Below are 20,208 nucleotides of genomic sequence, written 5' to 3' on the forward strand. Positions count from 1 at the left end.
CGTACCTCATCGCACTAAAAGGACTTGGCGGTGATTTCTTCGCTAGCACTTGCGAACCGGAACGACCGCTACAGCCGCCCCTGCTCAACCGACCAAATCCGCCATGTTCGGGAGCGCCAGATCAGCCACACGGCCGCAACGCCAAACAACAAGATTGCACCTTCCGCAGCCCACAAGCTGAGATTCCCTTTATACGCCTGATACAACCCCGGAATAAAGTCAACAAGCGCATGTAATAAAATAGCGTAAAATAAAACCGCGATCCGCTTGGAACGCACCGAATAAAGGACAATCAGCGATAAAGCGATTTGAATGAAAAGCGCCGGAATCCGCTCAAATCCCCCGATCAAAAATTCAAAGGGCGACGCGTTCAGCAGCTTGCTTTTCAGATCGGCCAATGCATCCGCCGGCCCCTTCGCGCCCAGCGCCTGCTCGAATTTGCCCGTATTGATCAGGACCGCAAACACAAGCGACTGAACCGAAGATACAACACCGATAAACAACGCCTCAATGCCCCCATGTCCTAATCCGTAGGCCAGCCCATCCTTGCGCTGGCGATGACGCTTAAGCAGCAGGCGAAATCCGAGATATCGGCCGGCTTCCTCAAAAACCCCAGCCGCCAGCGCACCGTATGTTGCAAAAAGGAACGGGTTGGCGAGTAATCCGTGCGGCTCCGCCTGACCTTGCAGCACAATAAGATGCATGATCTTTTCCAGCACCTGCGAAAACAAGAAAAACACAAGTACGCCCACCCATACCGGCCGCATCGAAAAACGTTCGCGTTGGCGTACCGCCCAAAATAGCAGAGCCACAAACAGCACAACTACAATTCCTTGCAGGGCAATGCTTGCTATCGAAACGTTCGAAATCATGTCGAGTTCTCCTTCGGGTTCAGCTTAAATAGCGCCGCCGGGCACTAGCCGCGCTTGCGTATAAATAGGAGAAACGAATATCCGACAGGCAGCAAAGCGATTAATGCTATAACCCCAATATAGATACCAATTGACAACCCAGGCAGTAAAAATGCAGCCACGAGGATAATAAGTCCCCCGATCATCATGACCGGACCGCCCAAACGATGTGTTTTTCGCCAGTTTTCATCGCTTGTCAGCGTCCACGGCGTCCGAATGCCCATTGTGAAATTTGGTTTCATAACCGGAAGATAATTGCCGATAACCAGAAACAACGCGGCTATCAACACAAAAACAAGTTTGCGCATATCCATGCTGTAACCCAGGTTATAGGTCACGATGGACCAATCGACAGCTGCCAACACTAGCCCTACACCGTATCGAACCGCCTGAAAGGCAATGGTAAACTTAGGTTCATTGACAACTCTCGGGTCGAACTTTCTCACCGCAGACAATAAAACCGGCACAAAACCGATGATCGCAATCATCGAAACGGCAGCAGGTTTGCTCATAGTCCCGTTCACTTCGTTATGAACCCCGAAATGGGTCGCCATCGTTTCCGGCAGCTGATTGTAAAACAGCAGTGCGCCCACAACCGGTGAAAATACAATGATCCATAAAATAACCTCTCGAAAAATCGCTCTCGCCCTCATGTCTGCTCCTCCTTATCCTTTTTGCCCATTATACTGAACATCCAACCCAGCACATCCTCCATTACCGTTGTATGAAGCGAATATACGATAGTTTGTCCCTGCCGCTTATCGATAACCAATCCCGCTTGTTTCAGCAAATTCAAGTGGTGAGAGATGCTTGGCTTGCTAATTTGAAAATGGTCTGCAATCTCACCGGCGGTTAGATCCCGCTCCCGGAGCAAGTTTAATATTTGCCGTCGGGTCGGATCAGCAAGTGCTTTAAAAGCTTCATTCAACTGTTTCAACCCCTGTCGGAAAACCTTTTAGATATTTCGAATATTATCTAAATATCTAATAAAAATGTATATCATAAACCATCTTTTGTCAACCATATTTGAGTTGGCTGTTAAGTTTCAGAATACACAAAAACCCACACCCTTTATTGGATGTGGATTTAACTTAAAGAAAAGTATTCTGATAAGGCATATCTAAATATAAGATACCAATTGAACCACTTGTAGTAATTCCAAACTTATGTGCAAGTTTTTTGGGACTGTTGTCATCAGTTATTAAAGTAAAACCGTTATGCTTTGCATAAACAACAGAAGCCGCTTCTCCCGACTTCATCAGGGTACGTAGAATCCGCTTTTATTACGAGCTCTTTAAGATCGGTTTCCAGGTTTTCCTCTAGAAACGCGATAAAATGGTCAACCAGTACCGACCTACTTATATTAAATTGATATAATTTTCAGAAATATATGCATCTCTTGGCGCTTCAAAAATTGATGGTTCGATACCCTCAGAGATACAAAGTTCCTTAAGTCTCAGATTTCCTTTTTGACTCTTTCTTAAGTATGTTTGATAAGATTCGTTCGTGATTAACCCTAAGTTATGTAATCTCAAAGCCATACCAATAAATGAAACTCCGTATTTAACACATAACCTGATTATATGTTCTTTTTCAACTTCAAAAGAATTCCAGTTATATTCTTCTAGTATACTTTCTTCTGGCATCAGAAAGTGCGAGGCAAAAAAATCAGCTAAAATTTCATTTGAATCTTTACTAAAGCCTTCCGGAAAACAAATATCAAACATATCTTCTTCGTCAAATAAGACATGAGATAGTTACATTCCTAAAAGTTTTGCTTTTTTATCAAAACCATAAGTTACAACATAACAATTTTCCTTTTCAAGATATGAAAAAACGGGACTAGTAACAGGCCCGCTTTGTATACCGTATTTATCTCTCGCAAAATTTGCTCTTACTTTGGCTAACCTATAATTTTCATTGTTCTTATAGATCTTCGAGTATATTACTGGCACCATTCTAAGACTATCCCCTTAAGTGTTTTAACTCTTCAATATGAGTAAGGAAATTGGAAGCAAATTCAAGCGCCTTCTTTATTTCAGGATCATTGGTATAACCTTGAACTCTTAATCTAGCTTCAATAGGTATTGATGGTTCCGGTAAATCTATACCCAGTAATTCCAAAGGAGATATTCCTAGATAATCAGCGATCGCCTCCAATTGTGATTGCGATATATCAGATTGGCCATATTCAATGGAAACTACCGTAGAGTAAGGTATTCCACATGAATCTGATAAATTTCTATTCGAAACATTCCTTACCTTCAATATCGCGGTTAAGTTCTTTCCAAATTGTTTGCGATCCATGACATCCACCTCCTTATCAGTAAAATTATAAAGCAAAATATTGTAAATCACAATGTGATATTCGCCCAAAATTCAAACTTTATGCAACAGAGCTTTCCCCGAATCAACTCTTCCTGAAGAGTCTCCTCTCCGCCCCTCTCTTCACCTTCCTGCCAACTCATCTCAGCCAAATGACAAAAAGCCATCTTACGCCATGGAGAGGGACTGTTTTTCTGAGCTGCGGATTTCTCATTTCCCCCATCTGGTGCCTATAGCCCCCATTGGCCTTATATCCGGCTATAAAGGTCTTGCAGCAGCTCTTCCACCCACAATTCCTGATGGAGCTTGACGCCTTTGTCCAGCATGACACATGCGAGATTTGCGTCCCAACCATACTGGCATTCCCGCAATCGAGACCTTTCAGCTTCGGTTAACGGTATTCCTTTGTGCACATATTGAAGAAACAGCTGCTTATCCATACGCCAAGCTCGAAAAGCTTGCGGATAACGAAGCTGCAGGTTTTGGGCAATGCTGAGCCCGGCAGGGTCCAGATCCCCCGCATAGGATAATGTGACGCGCTCACGGCTTAACAATGCATCCAGCAGCTTAACCACTGCTGTAACGGGCTGACCGTTCCCGCAAATAATGACAGGGGCTGCGGCATCTGCTTGACACTCCTCATGCTTCCGAACGTCGGCATCTATAAGCTCGGCAAAAACGGATGGGTTCTCTACCATGTAAATATGCGTATAACGCATTCGTTCAAGCCGCTCCGCAGGCAGCCGCTCTACTTGTCTGAGCGTCAGCACACATTCTTCGCGTATTCCAAACAACTCCGGCGCATAAAACATAACTTGGGAAGAAAGATCGTCGTCAGCCACGCCTCCCCGCCGATACCCTTCGCGGATCAGATAAGCCTGCGGGCTGCTATCATCGGATATTGCAGCCAGTTCGGAGTCGCCCTCGCCTTCTTCCGAAAACCCGGCGGCGGGATGCTGGCCGTAAATGGCCGCGAGGCTCCACCAGAACAAACGTCCTAGTGGATTCTTCAAGTCCAGCGCATGCGCATCGCCGGTTATGTTTGCCGCCAAAACAGAAAGCCGGATCGGTGCGTTTTCTTTTCCCGCTGCTATCCGATTCAATGCCTTCAAACAATGGCTAAGACACCATCGAGCCTCTTGCGGCGACTTGGCAAACACATTTTTTAACGTTCGGGAACCAAGCGAGTTCTCTGCGATCAGCCCCTGTACCCATTTCATGATCCGGTGTTCGACTTCATCCGTTCCATGCGCATCTTCAACAGCCAATTGAACGCATTCTTTCCATAAAGCGCTCATTTGCGCGGCGTGCTCCCGGCGCGTTAGCACCGGCTCTCCATGCAGCAGCTTCAGCAGCTCCGATACTGTAAGCTCGAAACGGCTGCTCTTGAGCAGCCGCTCGAACTTTTTCAGAGAATACCGCTTCGTCTCCCCTTTTACCGGAGCACTGTAGGTTCCGTAGAAGCTATCGAGGGTATGACGTTCCGTATCGCTAATATTCGCAAGCGTCACATACCCTCTCGCTCCATCCTTGGAGGCCATATACTGCCGCTGCAGCTGCTTTAGAAACCGCTCAAATCCCGGCTGTCCAAAGTAAACGCGAATTGCCGCCTCTTCCCCCACCTCTATTCATCTCCCCCACGATCGGCCACCGGCTCCAAGCGCCGGCCGTTCCAGCGATAGCGGAGCACCGTCACATAACTGGCGTCTTTCGGTCTGTAAATTTCACAAATGCTCAGCTTCGGCACGGTGTCGTAGCATCCCCACAACACTTGGGATGTCATCATGTAGTCAAATTCCATTTCCGTCAGCAGACCGAACAGGTCGCGAATATTTTCGTCATCAACACCGGCGAACGCTTCGTCCAGCGAAATAATTTTGGGCGCATCTGGGCTCGCATCCGCATAACGCGAATAGGTTGCCGCAAACAGCGGAATGTACATCGACATCGCCTTCTCGCCGCCGCTCAGCACATTGAACCGCGGATCGGTCAATTCGCGGTATTGCGCCTCATCGCCTTTTTTATACCTCAGCGAAAATTGAAACCATGAACGATAATCAAGCATCTCGTAAATATGCTTGCGCAGCGCCTCCCTTTCTTCAGCCGCTCCTTGCTTGGCCCATTGAACACGGGAACGAAAATGCCCGATAAGCCGCTCCACCTCATCGTCGCGGAGCAAATGCGCATCCCGGCGGAGCAGTTCCACCAGCTCGTCGCTATTTAATTCGGACTCCGATTGCGCCGCTTTGGGAAGCCATTGCAATTGAAGCTTCAACCCGCTTGACGTATCCCGTTCCGCCATCAGCTTGTTCATCGTTTTGAGCCACAGCTCGGCACGTTGGATGCGCTGGCGAATCGACTTGCCGACGCTCCGCAAAATAATTTCCTCAAACAATTCCCGGTCCTTCTCGCTCAGCAGATTCTCCTGCTCTGTCAAAATAACGGCCATTTCCGCAAGCAAGGCGCTCGGCTTCTGGGGCCGAGTCCGATCCCGCATGGAAAGCAGTGTAATTCTCCCCGTTTCGCTAATGTCGGCTTCCAGAACATATTCGGCCAGCAAATGCTTGGAGGCGTTGTACTGATCCTGCAGCACGCCGCTCAGCCGTTCCTTATTCGAACGGGAAACGTTCGGTTCAAGCTCTGTCACAATGGACTTGCATGCCGCAAGCCATTCCTCGGCGGCCTCGCCTTCCAGCTCCCGACCCGCAGTTTCAGGAACAAGCCGCAATTGCCATTCCGCGACAAATTGCCGCTTTCTCCGCCCCAGATGCTCATCGATGTCGCGTTCTCGTTCGGCCAGTCCCGATTGTCGATCGCGCAGCACCGCGATGCGCGAAGCCACATCCGTGAACTCATGGGCCAGGTTGTCGCGCGCCTTCGCCAATTCCTGACGGCGTTCCTTTAGGCCGCTGATCCGCCCGTATACATCGCTGATCCCCAGCTCGTCCATCAGCTTGCGAAGCTGATCGGCCTTCACCCGAAGGGCATATCGCTTATCGAGCAGTTCATCCCGCAGTTCCTCTTCCATCTCGGCAAATTCCGCTTGCGTTTGGGCCTCCGCCTCATTCCGCTTCACTTCCTGGCTGCACTGCCTGTATTCCCGCCAATCCGAGTTCAGCCGGGAAATACCCTCCATATAACTTCCGACCGTCCGGACCGCCTCCTGGAGATCGCGCAGCGTTTTAAGCCGGGACCATTTGGAAGTCATGGTGATAAACGCTTGCTTTAATTCGCTCCATAGCTGCTGTTTGGCGCGAAGCTGTCCAGCCAGCTTGCTCTCCTGCTCCATAAGCAAGCGAAAACGCGTCGCAGCCTCATGTTGCTCTATCCAGGCCCTTCGCAGCACCCGATGCGATTCTTCTTGTATCGGAAAACGGGCAAACTCCTGCCGCAGGTTATCCATAACGCCTTCCAACTCGGCGATCCGTAGACGCAATTCATCCATGCCGCCCTCACACCGGGTCAGCTCTTGATTCAATCGGGCGATTTCGGCAAGCTTATACTGATTCCTCGCTTCCTTGCCGATATATTGTGCCTGGTGTGCAGCGGAGTTCACCTTTCCAACCATGGCGCCGAACTGATAATAGTCGCTCCCGACAACGGACACCGCCTGATCTTGCGACGACGTAAGCGGCTCGAATCCTTCGTCCCAGGCAAATGAACGCAGCGCGACTTCCACATGCCGCTCGGACAATCCCGATTCCGCCGAAGGCATCGGCTTCAAAACGTCAGCAAGCGTATACCCCCATTCCATGGGCTGCGGGTTAATCCATACCTCCTCATCCGATTCGGAAAGAGTGCCGATTTGACCGTCAGGCCGGATCCAAGCGTCAAGCAGCCCACTGTTCAGAAGTGTGAGTTCGATGCTTGCCCGCTGTTTTTGTCCAATATGAGCGTGAAATTCGCACACTTCATAGAGCGGCGCCCCCTGCCCCTCCGTGTATCCGCAACGCGTCTGGATACGCGACGAACTGCGCGCAGGCTCCGGTTCGCGAGCCTGCTCCCAAGCCAGCTTCTCTGCGCGTAGAATGTTCCATTCTTCTTTGAGCTGCTTGACCTGCTGCTCCAATTCCAGCTTGATCGACAGGCGTTCCTGCCGGTTGCGGTCGGCCTCGCTTCGCACCGGTTCAAGCACCGCTTCTATGCTCTGTTGCTCATAAGACAATGCGCTGCTTGCTGCGAACATAGCTTGGATGGCCGCTTCGCCAAGCTGCAAATGTTGCAGTGATTGCTTCCACGTCAGCAGCCCTTCTTTCCAGGCATACAAAGCGGAATCGGACGCGTCCTCCGCTCCCCGCATCGTTTGCTCAGCCTGATCACGTTCAGAACGCATCGCGCCAAGCTGCTTGTCATATTCGGCCACCAGTTGTGCCGCCTCCCGCTCCTGCTCGGCCAGCCGGATCGCTTCTTCGATCGCGCTGCGATGCGCTTCCGCATCCCGCCGCCAAGCAGGCAGAAACGTCGTCTCATCCGGAGGTTCGGGACTCCAATATCTTGCGTATACACCATGATGATCAAACTCCATGACCTCGGCTAAAACTTCAAGCTCTTCAAGTCCCTCCTGCTGCTGCTCAAGCAGCTCGGACTGCAGCTTCCGGGCTTTAACCGCCGCAAGCTCCGCCGCCTCGCTTCCGCGCAGTGCCGCCGTCAACCGCTTCTGGGCCTGATCGGTATAATGCTCCGTGTCCTTAAGCTGCTGCTCCGTTTGCTCCAATTCATGCTGCTTCTCCATCACCTCGCTGCGGTCCAGCAGCTCAAGCTCTGTGTCCACCGCAACCGCCTGCTCCTGATGTTCGGCCTGCGCCGCTTCAATATCCGTTTTTTTCTTGATAGCTCGTTGCAATTCCTCAGACATTGCGAAGATCTGCCTCTTTACTTCCTCTTGCTCGGCATTGGCCGAAAGCAGTTGATCTCCGCTTTGGTAAAGCAAATAGCGGTTATATTGCTCGTAGCTGCGGTTGAGCTTCTCAAGTTCGATCCGGTGCAATCGGAGCTCTTCCAACCGGTCCGCCAACTGATCCATATCCTCCATCACTTCCGACAGCGGACGAAGCTCCTCTTCGTGCAGCGGCGGCAGCGCCCGCACCAAAATCTCATAGATTGAGGTCGGCTTGACATCCTTGGACAGCTTTGGACTGCGCAGTTGTATGAGCAGATTCAGCAGATCAATATAAGCTTCCTTGTCATGGAACCCGAACAAAGCACGGTTCACGAGGTCGCGGTAACCCCTTTGTTCCTGAACGACTTGTCCGCCGGCTCCTATTTGTTCTTCCAGACCTTTGCGGTCCAGCGGAAATTTCCCATGACCCTCCTGCAGTATGACGCGATCGTAAAGCCAGAAATCATGATTGACACGCCGGCCATCCTCCAGCACAAATCCCCAGAAGCCTACCTGGGCCGCCCCTCGCCTTGCCCGCAAGCCGATGCCTATCGTTTTATATATGTTTTTGACCGGATGCAAAAATTCCAGCCACAGGTATCCGGTGCGATCCGTATGCTCCTCCTTGTCTCCAAGCAAATAGTATTCGATTTTCCGATCCTTCGAACCGAAAGGATCAAGACGATTCGGATGCTTATCCCCGTCCAGAACAAGCGGAATAAAACTTTGCATGGTCACGGATTTGCCTGCGCCATTCGTCCCGCGCAGCACAAGCCGTCCGTCCTCCAACATAAATTCTTCATCCTCATAGAACCAAAAATTAAGGATGCCCGCCCGGTTCATCTGCCAGCGGTCGCGGTTCTTTTCTACTACAGCCGCCTCCATCATACGGTTTAGTCCTCTCCTTCATCCCATGAATAATCTGCGCTCCACCTGGAGACAACAGCGGATACGATGAACCGTTGACCGCCTTCTCCTTCTTCCCTCCAATGCCCCAAACTCCAATCCTGCATGTGCGTCGTCAGCGCATTCGCAAGCTCGCCCAAGCTCATTTCCCGGTGCTCCTTGCCCCAATACTCCCCATATTTCTGTTTGAGCAGGTATAACATTCCTTCAACGTCCGTCTGAGTTAATTCCACTGTGCCTTGTTCCGATACATACCAATCGCGGCTGCCCAGCCTTTTCCGCAGCTCCCCTGCGAAGAGTAGCACAAGATCCGAAATGCCCGAAGGCGTGGGGAACAAGCTACATTCACCGCTTAGCTCCGGATGGAAAAAGAAAAGCCCCTCCCTGTAACGGCTTCCCTCCATGCCAAACATAAACTGCATCTGGTCCATCAGCGTACGCCGCTGGGTCTGAACATAATACAATTCATCAGGGCTCCACTCGCGGTCAGCGACCGCAGGCTCCAACAATAAACGCCGGTAAATGCGGTGACGGCGCTTTCGCAGCTCACCGTCGACCGTCGCCGGATAGACGACCTGTTCATTGAAATCTTCCAGCCGTTCATAAGCCTTTAGTTCTCTCGGGAAAAAACGCAATACGTATCTTGCGGACGGCGAGCATTCGTAGAGCACATTCTTCGAACGGCTGTCATGCGCCCAGTCCGATTCCTCTCCGTCAATGTGCCGAAGAACGCCGAGCTGCCTTAGCTTCTTTAGCGCCCGAACCATGGAGAGACGATGCTGATAGTTCTCCCAGTCCATCGCAAGGCCCGATGTGACAAGCTGTTCGCTGACCTGCTCCACGATTTCTGTCAGCACAAACTGATCCAGCTCCGTCTTCGATTCCAAAAACCATAACGAGTAGGCAAACAAAGCATAGTCCCTCGGCTCCCGAAATTCCGAGAAACCCATCCAAGACGCCGCGACGACCGGCGCTTTATCCAGTTTGGCGATCGTACGCGTCAGAATAAGCGAAAATCCGGTGAACTCGGCAAACCAGTCCCGCAACTCTGTATATTGATCCCGAATCGCATAAAACAAATCAGGGTCTTCCTCTTTTGTAACCCAATGCCGATTGAGCAAGGCATGCGCGCAAGTACGCCTCCGTTCATTCCAGTGCTCGGCATCCGCTTTTCGATTCGCGCGCATCCGCCGAAGCGCATAAGATGTCGTTCCTCCTCTAGCCATGGAGCGTTTCGCCTCCCGCTACTTCAATCGTATAGTTCCGCATCGTCAAGCTGCCGTCTTCGCTGTGGAGCACAGCATCTTGCGTCTCTTCGCTTGGGATCGACAAGGAGATTCGATACCCGTCAGCGGTTACGAAAGATCTTGATGCCGAAGCCGTACACCGTCCAATCCACTGCATCAGCCGCATCCGTTCTTTCGTTTTTAACCTCGGCAATCCGGCTATCTGAATTTCGCCCCATTTTTGCATTTTTTCGACGAAAGCCCTCTCCTCTTCCAGCTGCAGCAGCAAGTGCTCGCGATAGGCCTCGCGTTTGTCCGAATGACTCCGCATCGGCTCCGAAGCCGATCGGCCGGACCTTTTGCGGCTGCGCGTCCGTATGAGGCGAATATTAGGCGGTTCGTCCCAAGTTGAAGCATCCGTCCGCTCTGTACTGCGTTCGTCTTCCCCTTGAAGATGCCGGCTTGGAAACAGGCCGAACACATAAGCCGCAAGCCGGTGCGCTTCATTGAGGTTATTGATCCAAGCGAATCTGCGCCCAAGCTCCTCCAAATCTCCCCTCCTGCTTACGCCGCCACGCCGCCGTTCCTGCAGACGAACCGCGCTTCGAACAACTTTCGCAATGGCTTCTTTGGTCGCTCTTTCGAGCAGCGTCAGCTCGCTAAACTGCTGCTCGTCGCCGACAAACCACCGTTTCAGATTATTCCAGCCCTGCTGCAGCTCCAGCCACAGTTCTTCCGACGATTTCCCTTCTTCCAGCCTCGGTTTGGCGAGTTCGTCCGCCAGCACTTTCTCCAGATAATAATCCCTTAAACCGGCTCCGATCTGCTGCAGTTGACCTTCAATTCTGTAAGCGCTGCGTTGCAGGGCCTTTACAAAATGCTGCAAGTAGTTGACCAGGTTGTCTTTTAATGCAAGAAACCCTTCCGTTGCCATCATTTCTTCTGCCTGAATGGAGTGAATGCTGGCGATGAAATCCGCGGCGTTCTCATGCATCGTCTTAAATGCCTCATAAAGCTTCTCCCAAATTTGCAGCGCCTTCCCCGGTTCAAAATCCATTGACCGGCTTCGAATCTCATGGACACAACCTGCAATCGTGTCAAAGTACGTCGTTTCCAAGGAACCGCCGTATCCCTTCACCTTCTCCAAAGACTCCAGCATCCGTTCAATTTCGATGGCATATGGCGTGAGCAAATACTGGCTTTTCTTCCTCATGTATTCTTCCACTGACAGCGCGCGTCCCCCGTCATGGCGAGAGGCCAGATTGCCCCATCCCTTCAAGCTTTCCAAATCGGAAATGCATTGTTCCTGCGTATAGCCCTCCAGAACCCCCCAAGCCTCAATTCCCTCGTAAATTTCTTCCGGCCGCAGCCAATACTTCAATCGCTGATATTCCATATAGATAAATTTCATAATTGCGCGGTAACGGGCTACATTAATTGCAGTTAAATAACTGAGCTCCGGCACTGCTCGCAGCCCTGCCGGGGTTATAATCGGGTCCAAGTTATACGCCTCCTTCAACCCTTATAGTTTAACAGATATGTGATTAGGTGAGAAAACCTTTAAAATTTACCTACGTCCTTTTTTAGCTTGTTCAGCAAGTCTTCTTGCAGTTTGGAGCACCCGTTCCCGAGGTGCGAGGAAAGAATCTGGATACGATAATTCAATGGTAGTCCCCTTCATCAGATCCCAATATGTGACCATTTCAGCTTCTGGAAGTGAGGCGCCCACTACAAACGATTCTACAAGTGTTTTAAAAATCGGCAACCATTTTTCGGCATCATCCAATTTCCCGTATTCCATGAAAATAAATCTTTTCTCTTTTGCTGCAAAACAAAACGAAAAAGGAATGTACACTTCAGCTTTCCCTAAAGCCTCTTTCGGTAAAATAATTCGATTATTCAACCATTGCAGTTCATCAAAAAGCTCTTCTCCATAGTGCTGTTCAGCAAGTTCATAAAATTTGCGAAGAAAGCCTTTCGTCAAAGAAAGTGCATACTGCTGGGAGGCGTAACGATGATATCCCTCCCAATCATGCGTTTCAAATATTCTTTCCAACTGTTTTCCAGCCTCAATAATAGCCCTTGCAAAATGCGCTTTTCCTTGACCTGCTCCTCCATAATATGCACGGTAAAAATGGTAAAGAGATGGACACTTCACAGCACGTCTCTCCTCCTCGCAGCTTAAAAACTTGTCATTGATATAAGATTAGCCACAGAACGGATAGTTTTTCAACTGCAGTCATGTCCTGCCGTAAAATTAATAACAGTTAATGATTGATCTGATTGCATAGAAACAGATGTTCTTGTATAATTTTATTGAATAGTAAGCCCAAAGGGCTGCAGTGAGGTGTAACTTTTATGAGACCCCAAGTTGAAACAAACTACTCTCAGATGAATAAGCACCAGAGTGACCCACGTCAAGAGTTACTGACAGAAGCGCACCAGCTCCTCCATTTGGATTGTGAGTCCATCAGACGAGAACGGTTTATAAAAGGAGTGTTTTGTCCTCACTGCATGCAAGAAACCGGGAAAATGGTTTGTAGCTATGTTCGCTTTGGACTTGTAAACGGTACCCATTGGCAGCGATATCGTTGTCGGCAATGTAAACGTGTATTTAGCGATCTAACTCGTACGCTTTTTCATCGCAGCCGCAACATTCAAAAATGGCCGTTATTCATTCAATATGTTATGGTCGAAAAGCTTCCGGCCAAACAAATTGCAGCCAAACTGGAGCTACATATCAATACGATTTATACGTGGAATAAGAAGCTTTCGGCATTCTTCGCACTTTACCTACCAAACAAACAATTCCAACAGTCAGACCAAAGTTCTCATGACAGCGCAACCATCACGGTTAGCCTTACAGATAAGGGAAACACCCTGCGGCAAAAAAGTCAGTTTCCTGAGAGTTCCGATGATGCGGAGAGCAATTCTACAGTTACTATTCCAGTAACAATAGCTGTTAACCGAGAAAACCCAAGTCATATCCTCTTCACAATCCATCAAGACACTGGAAGCAATGTTGCCTTGAAAGCTGCTCCCTCACAAACGGAAGCCTTAACAAAGGTAATACAGGAATTTCGAGCATATAATTCCAAAAAACGCGGGATTGCTTTCCGAAATCTCTTTATGCATTTGACCTTTTTTCGCATGTTAAAACTTATGGAAGCCATAAATCCTGTTATTATGCCTTATGAATTGTTCAAACTTTGCCTCGATAAGGATCGTTTATCACGATCCAATAGGCTATTAAAAAGATTAATATAATCAATCATTAACTATAGTTACTCGTTAAAGAACAAGCAGCCGTCTCAGAAGGATACTCTGTGACAACTGCTTGTTCAATTACCGTCCAATGGGCACAATGTCGTTCCGATCTGCGCAATAATAGTGTTGGTCCATTCCGTTTTACATTTGTCATTGCAGTAATGTTCACCACAGCGTAGTGTAAAATTAGCTGCCTCCGCATTCGCTCCTCGCCGTTACACCGGGGTAACGGTCAGCTTGCCTCTGCTTTCCCCAGGCAAATGGATGTCCAACAATCCGTCGCCATTCGTTACTGCATGTATGGCCTTCCCGTTCCATGCAACCCGGTACGTCCGGCCTGCCTTCATGCAGACCAGCGCCGCATGTTCCTTGCCTTCCGCCCCAAAATAACGAAGATCGACCGACAGCTCCGTGTTGTCGTCGTTAAAATCCGCCTTCTCCAGCCAAACATCGTAACCGCATGTGAGTGTACCCGGCCGGTAATAAGCGGCAAACCAGCTCAGCACCGGGGCGGATAACCCGCCGAAATGATGCCAGCCTGCGCCTCTTCCGGATTGCACAATAAAATGCTCATAGCAATTGTAAGTAGCCTCTGTTTCGGTTCGCCATAAATCCAGCGCGGTGCGGGCGATGCGGTGAGCCGGCTCGCTGCAACCCAAGCCGAGCAGCATTTTCCAATAAAACCATTGATGCGGCATCCAAACCGCGCCGTTCCAATACCCATCTTTTCTAAAATAAGCGGCGCTTTGGTCGACCGTCGATAGACCGATGGGGCTCCACAGCCTTTTCTCGTCGCTTATATACGCTAATAAACGCCGTTCCTGTGCGGATGTACAGATACCGGCTACGAGCGGGTAAGCTCCATCAAGCCCCATATTGTAGTTTTGGCCGCTTTCATGCCGGAGCAGATCTTTTGGATTACCCATCTGATCATGCAAAACATAACCAAAATAACCGCTTTCCTCATCCCAGGCATACTTCTGAACGGCAATACCTAGACGAGTTATATCATCGTCATATTCGGCAATGTCCTGCTCCAGACCGCCAATGGCAGACGCCGCCATTTTTAATATTTTGGCGATTCGTATGGCATGGCATGTATTGGAGACAGGCGCCGCTTCAGCGGTCAACCCGCTGCGGTGCACTTCAACTTGGGGCGGATAATCGTCCCAGCCTCCGGAGTTGTAGAAATAATCCCACGTCTTCAGCAAATGTGAAGAAAGAGCCGCCGTGGTGGAACTGCCCAGCTTGCCTGCATAAAACCGGTAATATTGCTTCAATCTGGGGTAAAAATAGTTCAGCAGCTCCCGTGACTGCGTTTTGTTCCACAGTTCCAGGAATAAATAGTGCTGCACCGGCACCATACTACCGTGATGAATAAACGCCGCATGAGGATCTCCCGGTTCTGTCACATAAGCATTCAAGCACTCTACAGCGCGCTGGATATTAAGCTCAGCCAATCCGATTCCGATAAAACCGGAATCCCACGTGTATAAGCTGTCCCACCACCGTCCCGGAGTATTGTGGCGGATATACGACCGTCTCGTATAAACCGGATAAACAACATTGGTACATAAGGTGGCCTCCATCAACTGCTGGCTGAGACGATATGGCGCCCCGGATGAATTAAACGGCTTCGCCTGCGATTTTTGCTTCAACGACACAAAAGCCGCTTCGCACAGCTCGGCGTCAGGTTTAAATTGAGCCAGCTGCCGCTCCACCTCATCCCTTGTCCCGCTGCAAACCAGCCCATATAGGACGCTGCTGGATTGCGGAGCCAACGGAATCGGCCGTAAATATACATTGGTGAAATGGCCTTCCCCATCGCCATGAAATACCGAATTCACATGATGATGCACATTATGCCGCATAAAACGGTCCAGCTCGTCGCAATGAAACTCCCTTATTTCATAGTCTTCATAAGCCCAAAGCAGTCCATAATAAGTATCGATACCTTCATATTTAAGCAGCAGACTGTTCGGAACGGGCCCCGCAAACCGCTGCGGATGCGCCTCAGCTGCCTCTGTCTCAAACCGAACATGCTCCAGATCATCCTTCTCGGCAATGACAAAACCGTCCAGCTCTGCCGAGCCGGAACCGCTGCCGCCGTCTGTGGTGAACTCATCGGACTCGGCAGCCATAAATACAATTTCATGCCGCCCGGCCGGCAAAGCTCCCAATACCGCAATCGCCGCCTCCGGCTTACCCGTGCCCTCTAAATGTACGGAAGTGTCCGGCACCCCGCCGATTTCCAGACACAGGCGCTGCCCGTCCGTCATCCGGTAACGCAGCAGCAGAGCGGCTTGCTTCAGCGGCTCCGCCAATTCGAACGTATAAGATACCCGATCCCCTGTTTCCTTGCCTAATCGAAGGGCCGAACCTTGCACGAAATCCTGCACTCTCTCTTCTCCGCGAAAAAAGCCGTCGTAAACCAGATTATCGCTCGGACGCGGCGTTGCAAACGACAACGTCTCATAGTCCAGCGCATCCTTCCATAACGCCCCTTCCTTCGGAAGTTCGGGACGAACGGTTCGCAGCCGTTCCCCGTGCCCTCGCACCTGAGGGAAATGCAGGGACGCCATATAATGCAGCACTACGTTTTGGCTGGCTTGCGTCCGATTAACCAGCTCGCACCGGATCAACCTGGAGCTGCTGGAACTTTCGGCATAGGTAATGTCCGCGTAAACCTGATCTTTCCATTCCAGCTCATGCCGGTGCGTGTACCAGCTTAAATCGGGTGCGGCTTCCCACGGATGATATCCCGATTCCCACATCGTATTCGGAACGTCCACTTTCCTGCGGTAAAAGCCGGGAAATAAGCTCAAATCGAAGCGCAAACCTCGTGTGGCATCGGCAATATGCGAAATACCGATATATTTTTTCGTGTATGGCCCCCATAAGGGCAGCTGCTTTAAATCATGTGTTCCCCTCAACTGTTCCATGCTTATCATCCGCTCCTTCTACATATGCGAAAAGCCGGCTTTCTTGCTTCATCTTGAGTATAACATGCAGAGAAGAAGGCATTGCACAATGCAATGCCTCAAACTGCCTGATTTTTTATATTGATGTGCACTTTTTTTAATGATGTGTGGCTATTATTTATGAGTGCTTTTATACCAATCCGTAGCTTCTTTGATCACCTGGTCCCCGCCGCGTTTCTTCCAATCATCCACGAACTTCTCGAAGGCGTCGGGCGATTCCTTGCCGGTGACGATTTTCGCCGCAAGCTCCAGCCAGAGACCGTCCCTTCCCAGTTCGGGACGCGCTTGCAGAGTCGGCAGCGCCGGCATGCCCAAGCCATCGTTTTTCCGGCCTTCCTTGGAAGCCACATCCATCGCCTTCAGCACAAGATCGCCGGACGGACGGTTTTTCATAAATTCCGTATCCGTCAAGTGGGAAGGACCGATCAGGCGGAGCCACGTCAAATGCATCTCCTCTCGATAAATGTCCTCCTGTTTCTCCGGATATTTGTACTTGATCTTGCCGCTCTCAACCGTGTAATCGTCCCCTTCGATCCCATAAGTAAGGAACTTCTGGGCTTCGTCGGAATAAAACCAATCCAGGAACTTAATCGCGTTTTCCGGATTTTTGGTCGTTTTCGGAATAACCCATACATTACCGCCTACAGAGCTGCCAATACTAAGACCGCCTTTGCCGTCAGGCCCGACCGGAGCCGGAATAATATCAAGCTGCGAGGTAGGTGTCCCGGTCTTCACTTCCGCAGCCCATTTGTCAGCTAATCTTGGGCCATGAATCCATAAACCGACGATACCCTGGCCTTTGATTTTGGCATCCCAATCTTTCGGTTTTTGCACGAACACTTCATTATCAAGCAGCTTTTGTTCATAAAGCCTTTTGTATACCGTTAAGGCGTCTTTCATTTGCGGGCGGATCATGTTGGGGATCAGCTGTCCGTTTTCAAATTTCCAGTCGGCCGGCATCGCATCGTAAGCTCCAAAGAAAGCCTCGGTAAAAGCCAGCTTCTCGCGCCCGGAGAACGGAATTTCATCTTGTTTGCCGTTGCCGTTCGGATCCTTCTCTTTAAACGCCTTCAGCATCTCGATATATTCATCGACGGTTTTCGGCGGCTTCATGCCAAGCTTATCCAGCCAATCCTTACGGACCATCATGACATTGCCGTTCGGAGTGGCATTTACGCTAGGAATGCCGTAAATTTTGCCGCCTTTGCTGACCGATGCGAAATCCCATGCTTCCTTGGAAATATTTTTCTTCAAATTCGGGCCGTATTTGTCGATCAGGTCATTCAGCGGGATCAAGACACCCGAGTCGACCGCCGGGGCTACCTCCGGCTTATTAATGCCGTGGGTTTGCAGCAGATCGGGAAGTTCGCCGCCGGCAAACAATAACGTGAGCTTCTGATCATACTGAGCGTGCGGAATTAACTCCAGTGTCACGTCGGTTTTGGACATTTCACGCAGCTTCTTGGTGTATTTGTCTTCATTAATATTCGCAGAGCCTTCAATATATTGAAGCCCTTCCGTGCCGATGCCGACTTTCAGCTTCACCGGCTTGCTGTCCGCCGCCTTTGTACCGGCTTGTCCTTGAGCATCGCCTCCGGACGAACATCCTGCCAAAGCCCCTGCAGCAAGCGCCGTAGATAATGCAAGCAACGTCATTTTTTTACTCATGTGACCCGTCTCCTTTATACGTGTTATAGTATATTAACCTTTCACTGACCCCAACATCGCGCCTTTTATAAAATGTTTCTGGAGCAGCGGGTAAATCAACAGGATGGGAATAGTCGCCACCATAATGGTCGCCATTTTGATACCTTCCATCGATTGCAGCGTTACGTTTACGCTTTGCATCAGCGATTCCGTATCGCTTTCCACAAGCAGCTGGCGAAGTTTGACCTGAAGCGGAAATAATGAGGGATCGCGGATATACATGATTGCGCTGAAATATCCGTTCCAGTGGCCAACCGCATAAAACAAGCCAATCGTGCTAAGCGAGGGCAGCGATAATGGCAGCACGATGCGCCACCAGGTCCGGTATTCATCGCAGCCGTCGATCCGTGCGGCTTCCACCAGCCCTTCGGGAATTTGCCGAAAAAATGAAACCATAATAATCAGGTTAAACGCGCTGATCGTGCCCGGAATAATAAGCGCCCACAGCGTATTCAGCATGCCCAAAGCTTTAACCAGCAAATACCCGGGAATCAGCGGCACTTGAAAAATCATCGTAAATACAATCAGCATGAGAATTAAAGAACGGCCCTTTAATTCGTTTTTAGATAAGCCGTATGCCATCAGCGAGGTAAAAAACAGATTAAACGCCGTTCCGCCTACCGTTAGCAGCACGGTTACGCCGAAGGATTTCCAGATTGCCGCGTTTTTCAGAACGGCTTGATAATTGATGAAGGTCCAATCAACGGGGATCACGCTGACTCTCCCTTGGGAAATGGCGCTTCCGCTGCTTAAAGAACCTGCAAAAATATGCAAAAACGGCAGCAGCATCACAAGGCTCGTTAACGTCAAGAACAAATAGTTGCCGTATATAAAGATGCGCCTGGAGGTATGTTCTTTGATCAAATGACCGTTCTCCTTTCCGAATCAGTAAATCGAATTTCCGGTTGTTCTTTTGCTTAACTGGTTGGCGCCGACAACAAGAATGACGCCGACAAGCGATTTAAACAGTCCGATGGCCGTCGTGTAACTGTACTGCCCGCCTAAGAGACCGATGCGGTAAATGTAGGTATCCATCACTTCGCCCGTTTCCGTCACAAGCGGGTTCAGCAGCATGTAGATCTGCTCAAAACCAAGATCAAGCACATTGCCGATCCGCAGCAGCAGCAGCACCATAATCGTCGGCAGCAGCGATGGCAGTGTAATGCTGAACGCTTGCTTCAGCTTGCCGGCTCCATCCACCTCGGCCGCTTCGTACAGTTCCGGGTTAATGCCCGCCAAGGCGGCAAGATAAATGATCGTGCCCCAGCCAACCTCTTTCCATATCCCCGAGATCACAACAATCGAGCGGAAATAATTTGGCTCCTGCATGAAGAAGATCGGCTCCTTGCCCAGCCACCTGAGCACATCGTTAACCATGCCCGAGCTTGGCGATAAAAAGTTGATGACAAGCCCCCCCACAATGACCCAAGACAAGAAATGCGGAAGATACAACACGGTTTGTACCGCCCGTTTGAAGAACAGTTTGCGCACTTCATTCATTAACATCGCCAACGCGATGGGCGCTGGAAACCCCAGAACGATTTGATAAATGCTGATGAGCAGCGTGTTTTTTAAGACCCGAAGGAATTCAGGGTACGTAAACAAATTGTAAAAGTGTTTGAAACCTACAAAATTGCTGCCAAAAATGCCGGTGAACACCGTATAATCCTGGAACGCAATAACGATACCCGTTAACGGGATATACTTAAATAGCAGAAAAAAAATCAGCCCGGGAAGCACCATCGTATAAATTTGCCAATGTTTTAACCAATAGGGCTTCCGCTTGGCGGCTGTCCCTGGAATAGAAGCTGTTTGGTTCGGTACAGCGCCCTTGCTCCCTAACTCCATCTTATCTCTCCCTCCTGTGCCTGAATTTTATTGTAATCGGTTTCAATAGCGGCATCCATGTGTTCCATCGTGACTTCTTGTGCTTTTTTGACTAAATCAAAATAAGCGCGCTGCCGGTCCCTCCGTAATTTCGCAGCTGTTTTCGCCTAATCTACGCT

15 protein-coding genes and 1 pseudogene are annotated in these 20,208 nt (G+C 49.9%); 1 reads left to right on the top strand and 15 read right to left on the bottom strand.

The window, feature by feature from the left end:
• Positions 1-68: 68 nt before the first annotated feature.
• The 11 genes and pseudogenes from EYB31_RS32195 to EYB31_RS32240 form a co-directional block, all read right to left on the bottom strand.
• Positions 69-872, bottom strand: coding sequence for a YhfC family intramembrane metalloprotease (locus EYB31_RS32195; RefSeq protein WP_131017607.1), 804 nt, complete (start codon positions 870-872; stop codon positions 69-71).
• 44 nt (positions 873-916) lie between these two features.
• Complete coding sequence (locus tag EYB31_RS32200) at positions 917-1,564, bottom strand: SdpI family protein (protein WP_131017608.1); 648 nt, start codon at positions 1,562-1,564, stop codon at positions 917-919.
• Complete coding sequence (locus EYB31_RS32205) at positions 1,561-1,839, bottom strand: autorepressor SdpR family transcription factor (RefSeq protein WP_131017609.1); 279 nt, start codon at positions 1,837-1,839, stop codon at positions 1,561-1,563. The genes EYB31_RS32200 and EYB31_RS32205 overlap by 4 nt, the downstream gene beginning before the upstream one ends.
• Before the next feature lie 163 nt (positions 1,840-2,002).
• Positions 2,003-2,170: a PIN domain-containing protein gene (locus tag EYB31_RS40455; RefSeq protein WP_165452728.1), complete on the bottom strand. Its 168-nt coding sequence runs from the start codon at positions 2,168-2,170 to the stop codon at positions 2,003-2,005.
• Positions 2,171-2,269: 99 nt separating this feature from the next.
• A pseudogene (locus tag EYB31_RS32210) lies at positions 2,270-2,653 on the bottom strand (ImmA/IrrE family metallo-endopeptidase); the annotation flags it as partial.
• Between the two features lie 223 nt (positions 2,654-2,876).
• A complete protein-coding gene (locus EYB31_RS32215) occupies positions 2,877-3,218 on the bottom strand; it encodes a helix-turn-helix domain-containing protein (RefSeq protein WP_131017611.1) in 342 nt (113 codons plus the stop codon).
• Positions 3,219-3,484: 266 nt separating this feature from the next.
• Positions 3,485-4,858: a TIGR02679 domain-containing protein gene (locus EYB31_RS32220; protein WP_131017612.1), complete on the bottom strand. Its 1,374-nt coding sequence runs from the start codon at positions 4,856-4,858 to the stop codon at positions 3,485-3,487.
• 2 nt (positions 4,859-4,860) lie between these two features.
• Positions 4,861-9,000: a TIGR02680 family protein gene (locus tag EYB31_RS32225; RefSeq protein WP_131017641.1), complete on the bottom strand. Its 4,140-nt coding sequence runs from the start codon at positions 8,998-9,000 to the stop codon at positions 4,861-4,863.
• 8 nt (positions 9,001-9,008) lie between these two features.
• On the bottom strand, positions 9,009-10,247 hold the full coding sequence (locus EYB31_RS32230; RefSeq protein WP_131017613.1) for a TIGR02678 family protein: 1,239 nt from the start codon (positions 10,245-10,247) through the stop codon (positions 9,009-9,011).
• On the bottom strand, positions 10,240-11,748 hold the full coding sequence (locus EYB31_RS32235) for a TIGR02677 family protein (RefSeq protein WP_131017614.1): 1,509 nt from the start codon (positions 11,746-11,748) through the stop codon (positions 10,240-10,242). The genes EYB31_RS32230 and EYB31_RS32235 overlap by 8 nt, the downstream gene beginning before the upstream one ends.
• A 66-nt stretch (positions 11,749-11,814) precedes the next feature.
• The gene (locus EYB31_RS32240; RefSeq protein ID WP_131017615.1) at positions 11,815-12,405 is read right to left on the bottom strand and encodes a hypothetical protein; all 591 of its coding nucleotides are present in this window, start codon (positions 12,403-12,405) and stop codon (positions 11,815-11,817) included.
• 356 nt (positions 12,406-12,761) lie between these two features.
• Here EYB31_RS32240 and EYB31_RS32245 point away from each other — a divergent pair, with 356 nt between their 5' ends.
• Entirely contained in the window at positions 12,762-13,514 is a 753-nt protein-coding gene (locus EYB31_RS32245; protein WP_165452729.1) for an IS1 family transposase, read from the top strand.
• A gap of 215 nt (positions 13,515-13,729) precedes the next feature.
• Here the strand turns inward: EYB31_RS32245 and EYB31_RS32250 are convergent, their stop codons facing one another.
• From EYB31_RS32250 to EYB31_RS32265, 4 genes are all read right to left on the bottom strand, one after another.
• Positions 13,730-16,456, bottom strand: coding sequence for an MGH1-like glycoside hydrolase domain-containing protein (locus tag EYB31_RS32250; RefSeq protein WP_165452730.1), 2,727 nt, complete (start codon positions 16,454-16,456; stop codon positions 13,730-13,732).
• A 153-nt stretch (positions 16,457-16,609) separates the two neighbouring features.
• Positions 16,610-18,163 carry an extracellular solute-binding protein gene (locus tag EYB31_RS32255; protein WP_131017618.1) on the bottom strand — a complete coding sequence of 518 codons (1,554 nt, stop codon included), beginning with the start codon at positions 18,161-18,163 and terminating at the stop codon, positions 16,610-16,612.
• Between the two features lie 33 nt (positions 18,164-18,196).
• The gene (locus EYB31_RS32260; RefSeq protein ID WP_338120001.1) at positions 18,197-19,066 is read right to left on the bottom strand and encodes a carbohydrate ABC transporter permease; all 870 of its coding nucleotides are present in this window, start codon (positions 19,064-19,066) and stop codon (positions 18,197-18,199) included.
• Positions 19,067-19,087: 21 nt separating this feature from the next.
• Positions 19,088-20,050 carry an ABC transporter permease gene (locus EYB31_RS32265; protein ID WP_240763113.1) on the bottom strand — a complete coding sequence of 321 codons (963 nt, stop codon included), beginning with the start codon at positions 20,048-20,050 and terminating at the stop codon, positions 19,088-19,090.
• Between the last annotated feature and the right edge of the window lie 158 nt (positions 20,051-20,208).

Origin of the sequence: Paenibacillus thalictri (genome assembly GCF_004307995.1) — a bacterium.
GTDB classification, from domain to species: domain Bacteria; phylum Bacillota; class Bacilli; order Paenibacillales; family NBRC-103111; genus Paenibacillus_AF; species Paenibacillus_AF thalictri.

What these genes read in the sequence shown, in the direction of transcription:
- EYB31_RS32265 (WP_240763113.1), bottom strand. Translation starts at nt 20,050, where the DNA reads ATGGAGTTAGGGAGCAAGGGCGCTGTACCGAACCAAACAGCTTCTATT.
- EYB31_RS32215 (WP_131017611.1), bottom strand. Translation starts at nt 3,218, where the DNA reads ATGGATCGCAAACAATTTGGAAAGAACTTAACCGCGATATTGAAGGTA.
- EYB31_RS32200 (WP_131017608.1), bottom strand. Translation starts at nt 1,564, where the DNA reads ATGAGGGCGAGAGCGATTTTTCGAGAGGTTATTTTATGGATCATTGTA.
- EYB31_RS32245 (WP_165452729.1), top strand. Translation starts at nt 12,762, where the DNA reads ATGCAAGAAACCGGGAAAATGGTTTGTAGCTATGTTCGCTTTGGACTT.
- EYB31_RS32225 (WP_131017641.1), bottom strand. Translation starts at nt 9,000, where the DNA reads ATGGAGGCGGCTGTAGTAGAAAAGAACCGCGACCGCTGGCAGATGAAC.
- EYB31_RS32195 (WP_131017607.1), bottom strand. Translation starts at nt 872, where the DNA reads ATGATTTCGAACGTTTCGATAGCAAGCATTGCCCTGCAAGGAATTGTA.
- EYB31_RS40455 (WP_165452728.1), bottom strand. Translation starts at nt 2,170, where the DNA reads ATGAAGTCGGGAGAAGCGGCTTCTGTTGTTTATGCAAAGCATAACGGT.
- EYB31_RS32230 (WP_131017613.1), bottom strand. Translation starts at nt 10,247, where the DNA reads ATGGCTAGAGGAGGAACGACATCTTATGCGCTTCGGCGGATGCGCGCG.
- EYB31_RS32255 (WP_131017618.1), bottom strand. Translation starts at nt 18,163, where the DNA reads ATGAGTAAAAAAATGACGTTGCTTGCATTATCTACGGCGCTTGCTGCA.
- EYB31_RS32250 (WP_165452730.1), bottom strand. Translation starts at nt 16,456, where the DNA reads ATGGAACAGTTGAGGGGAACACATGATTTAAAGCAGCTGCCCTTATGG.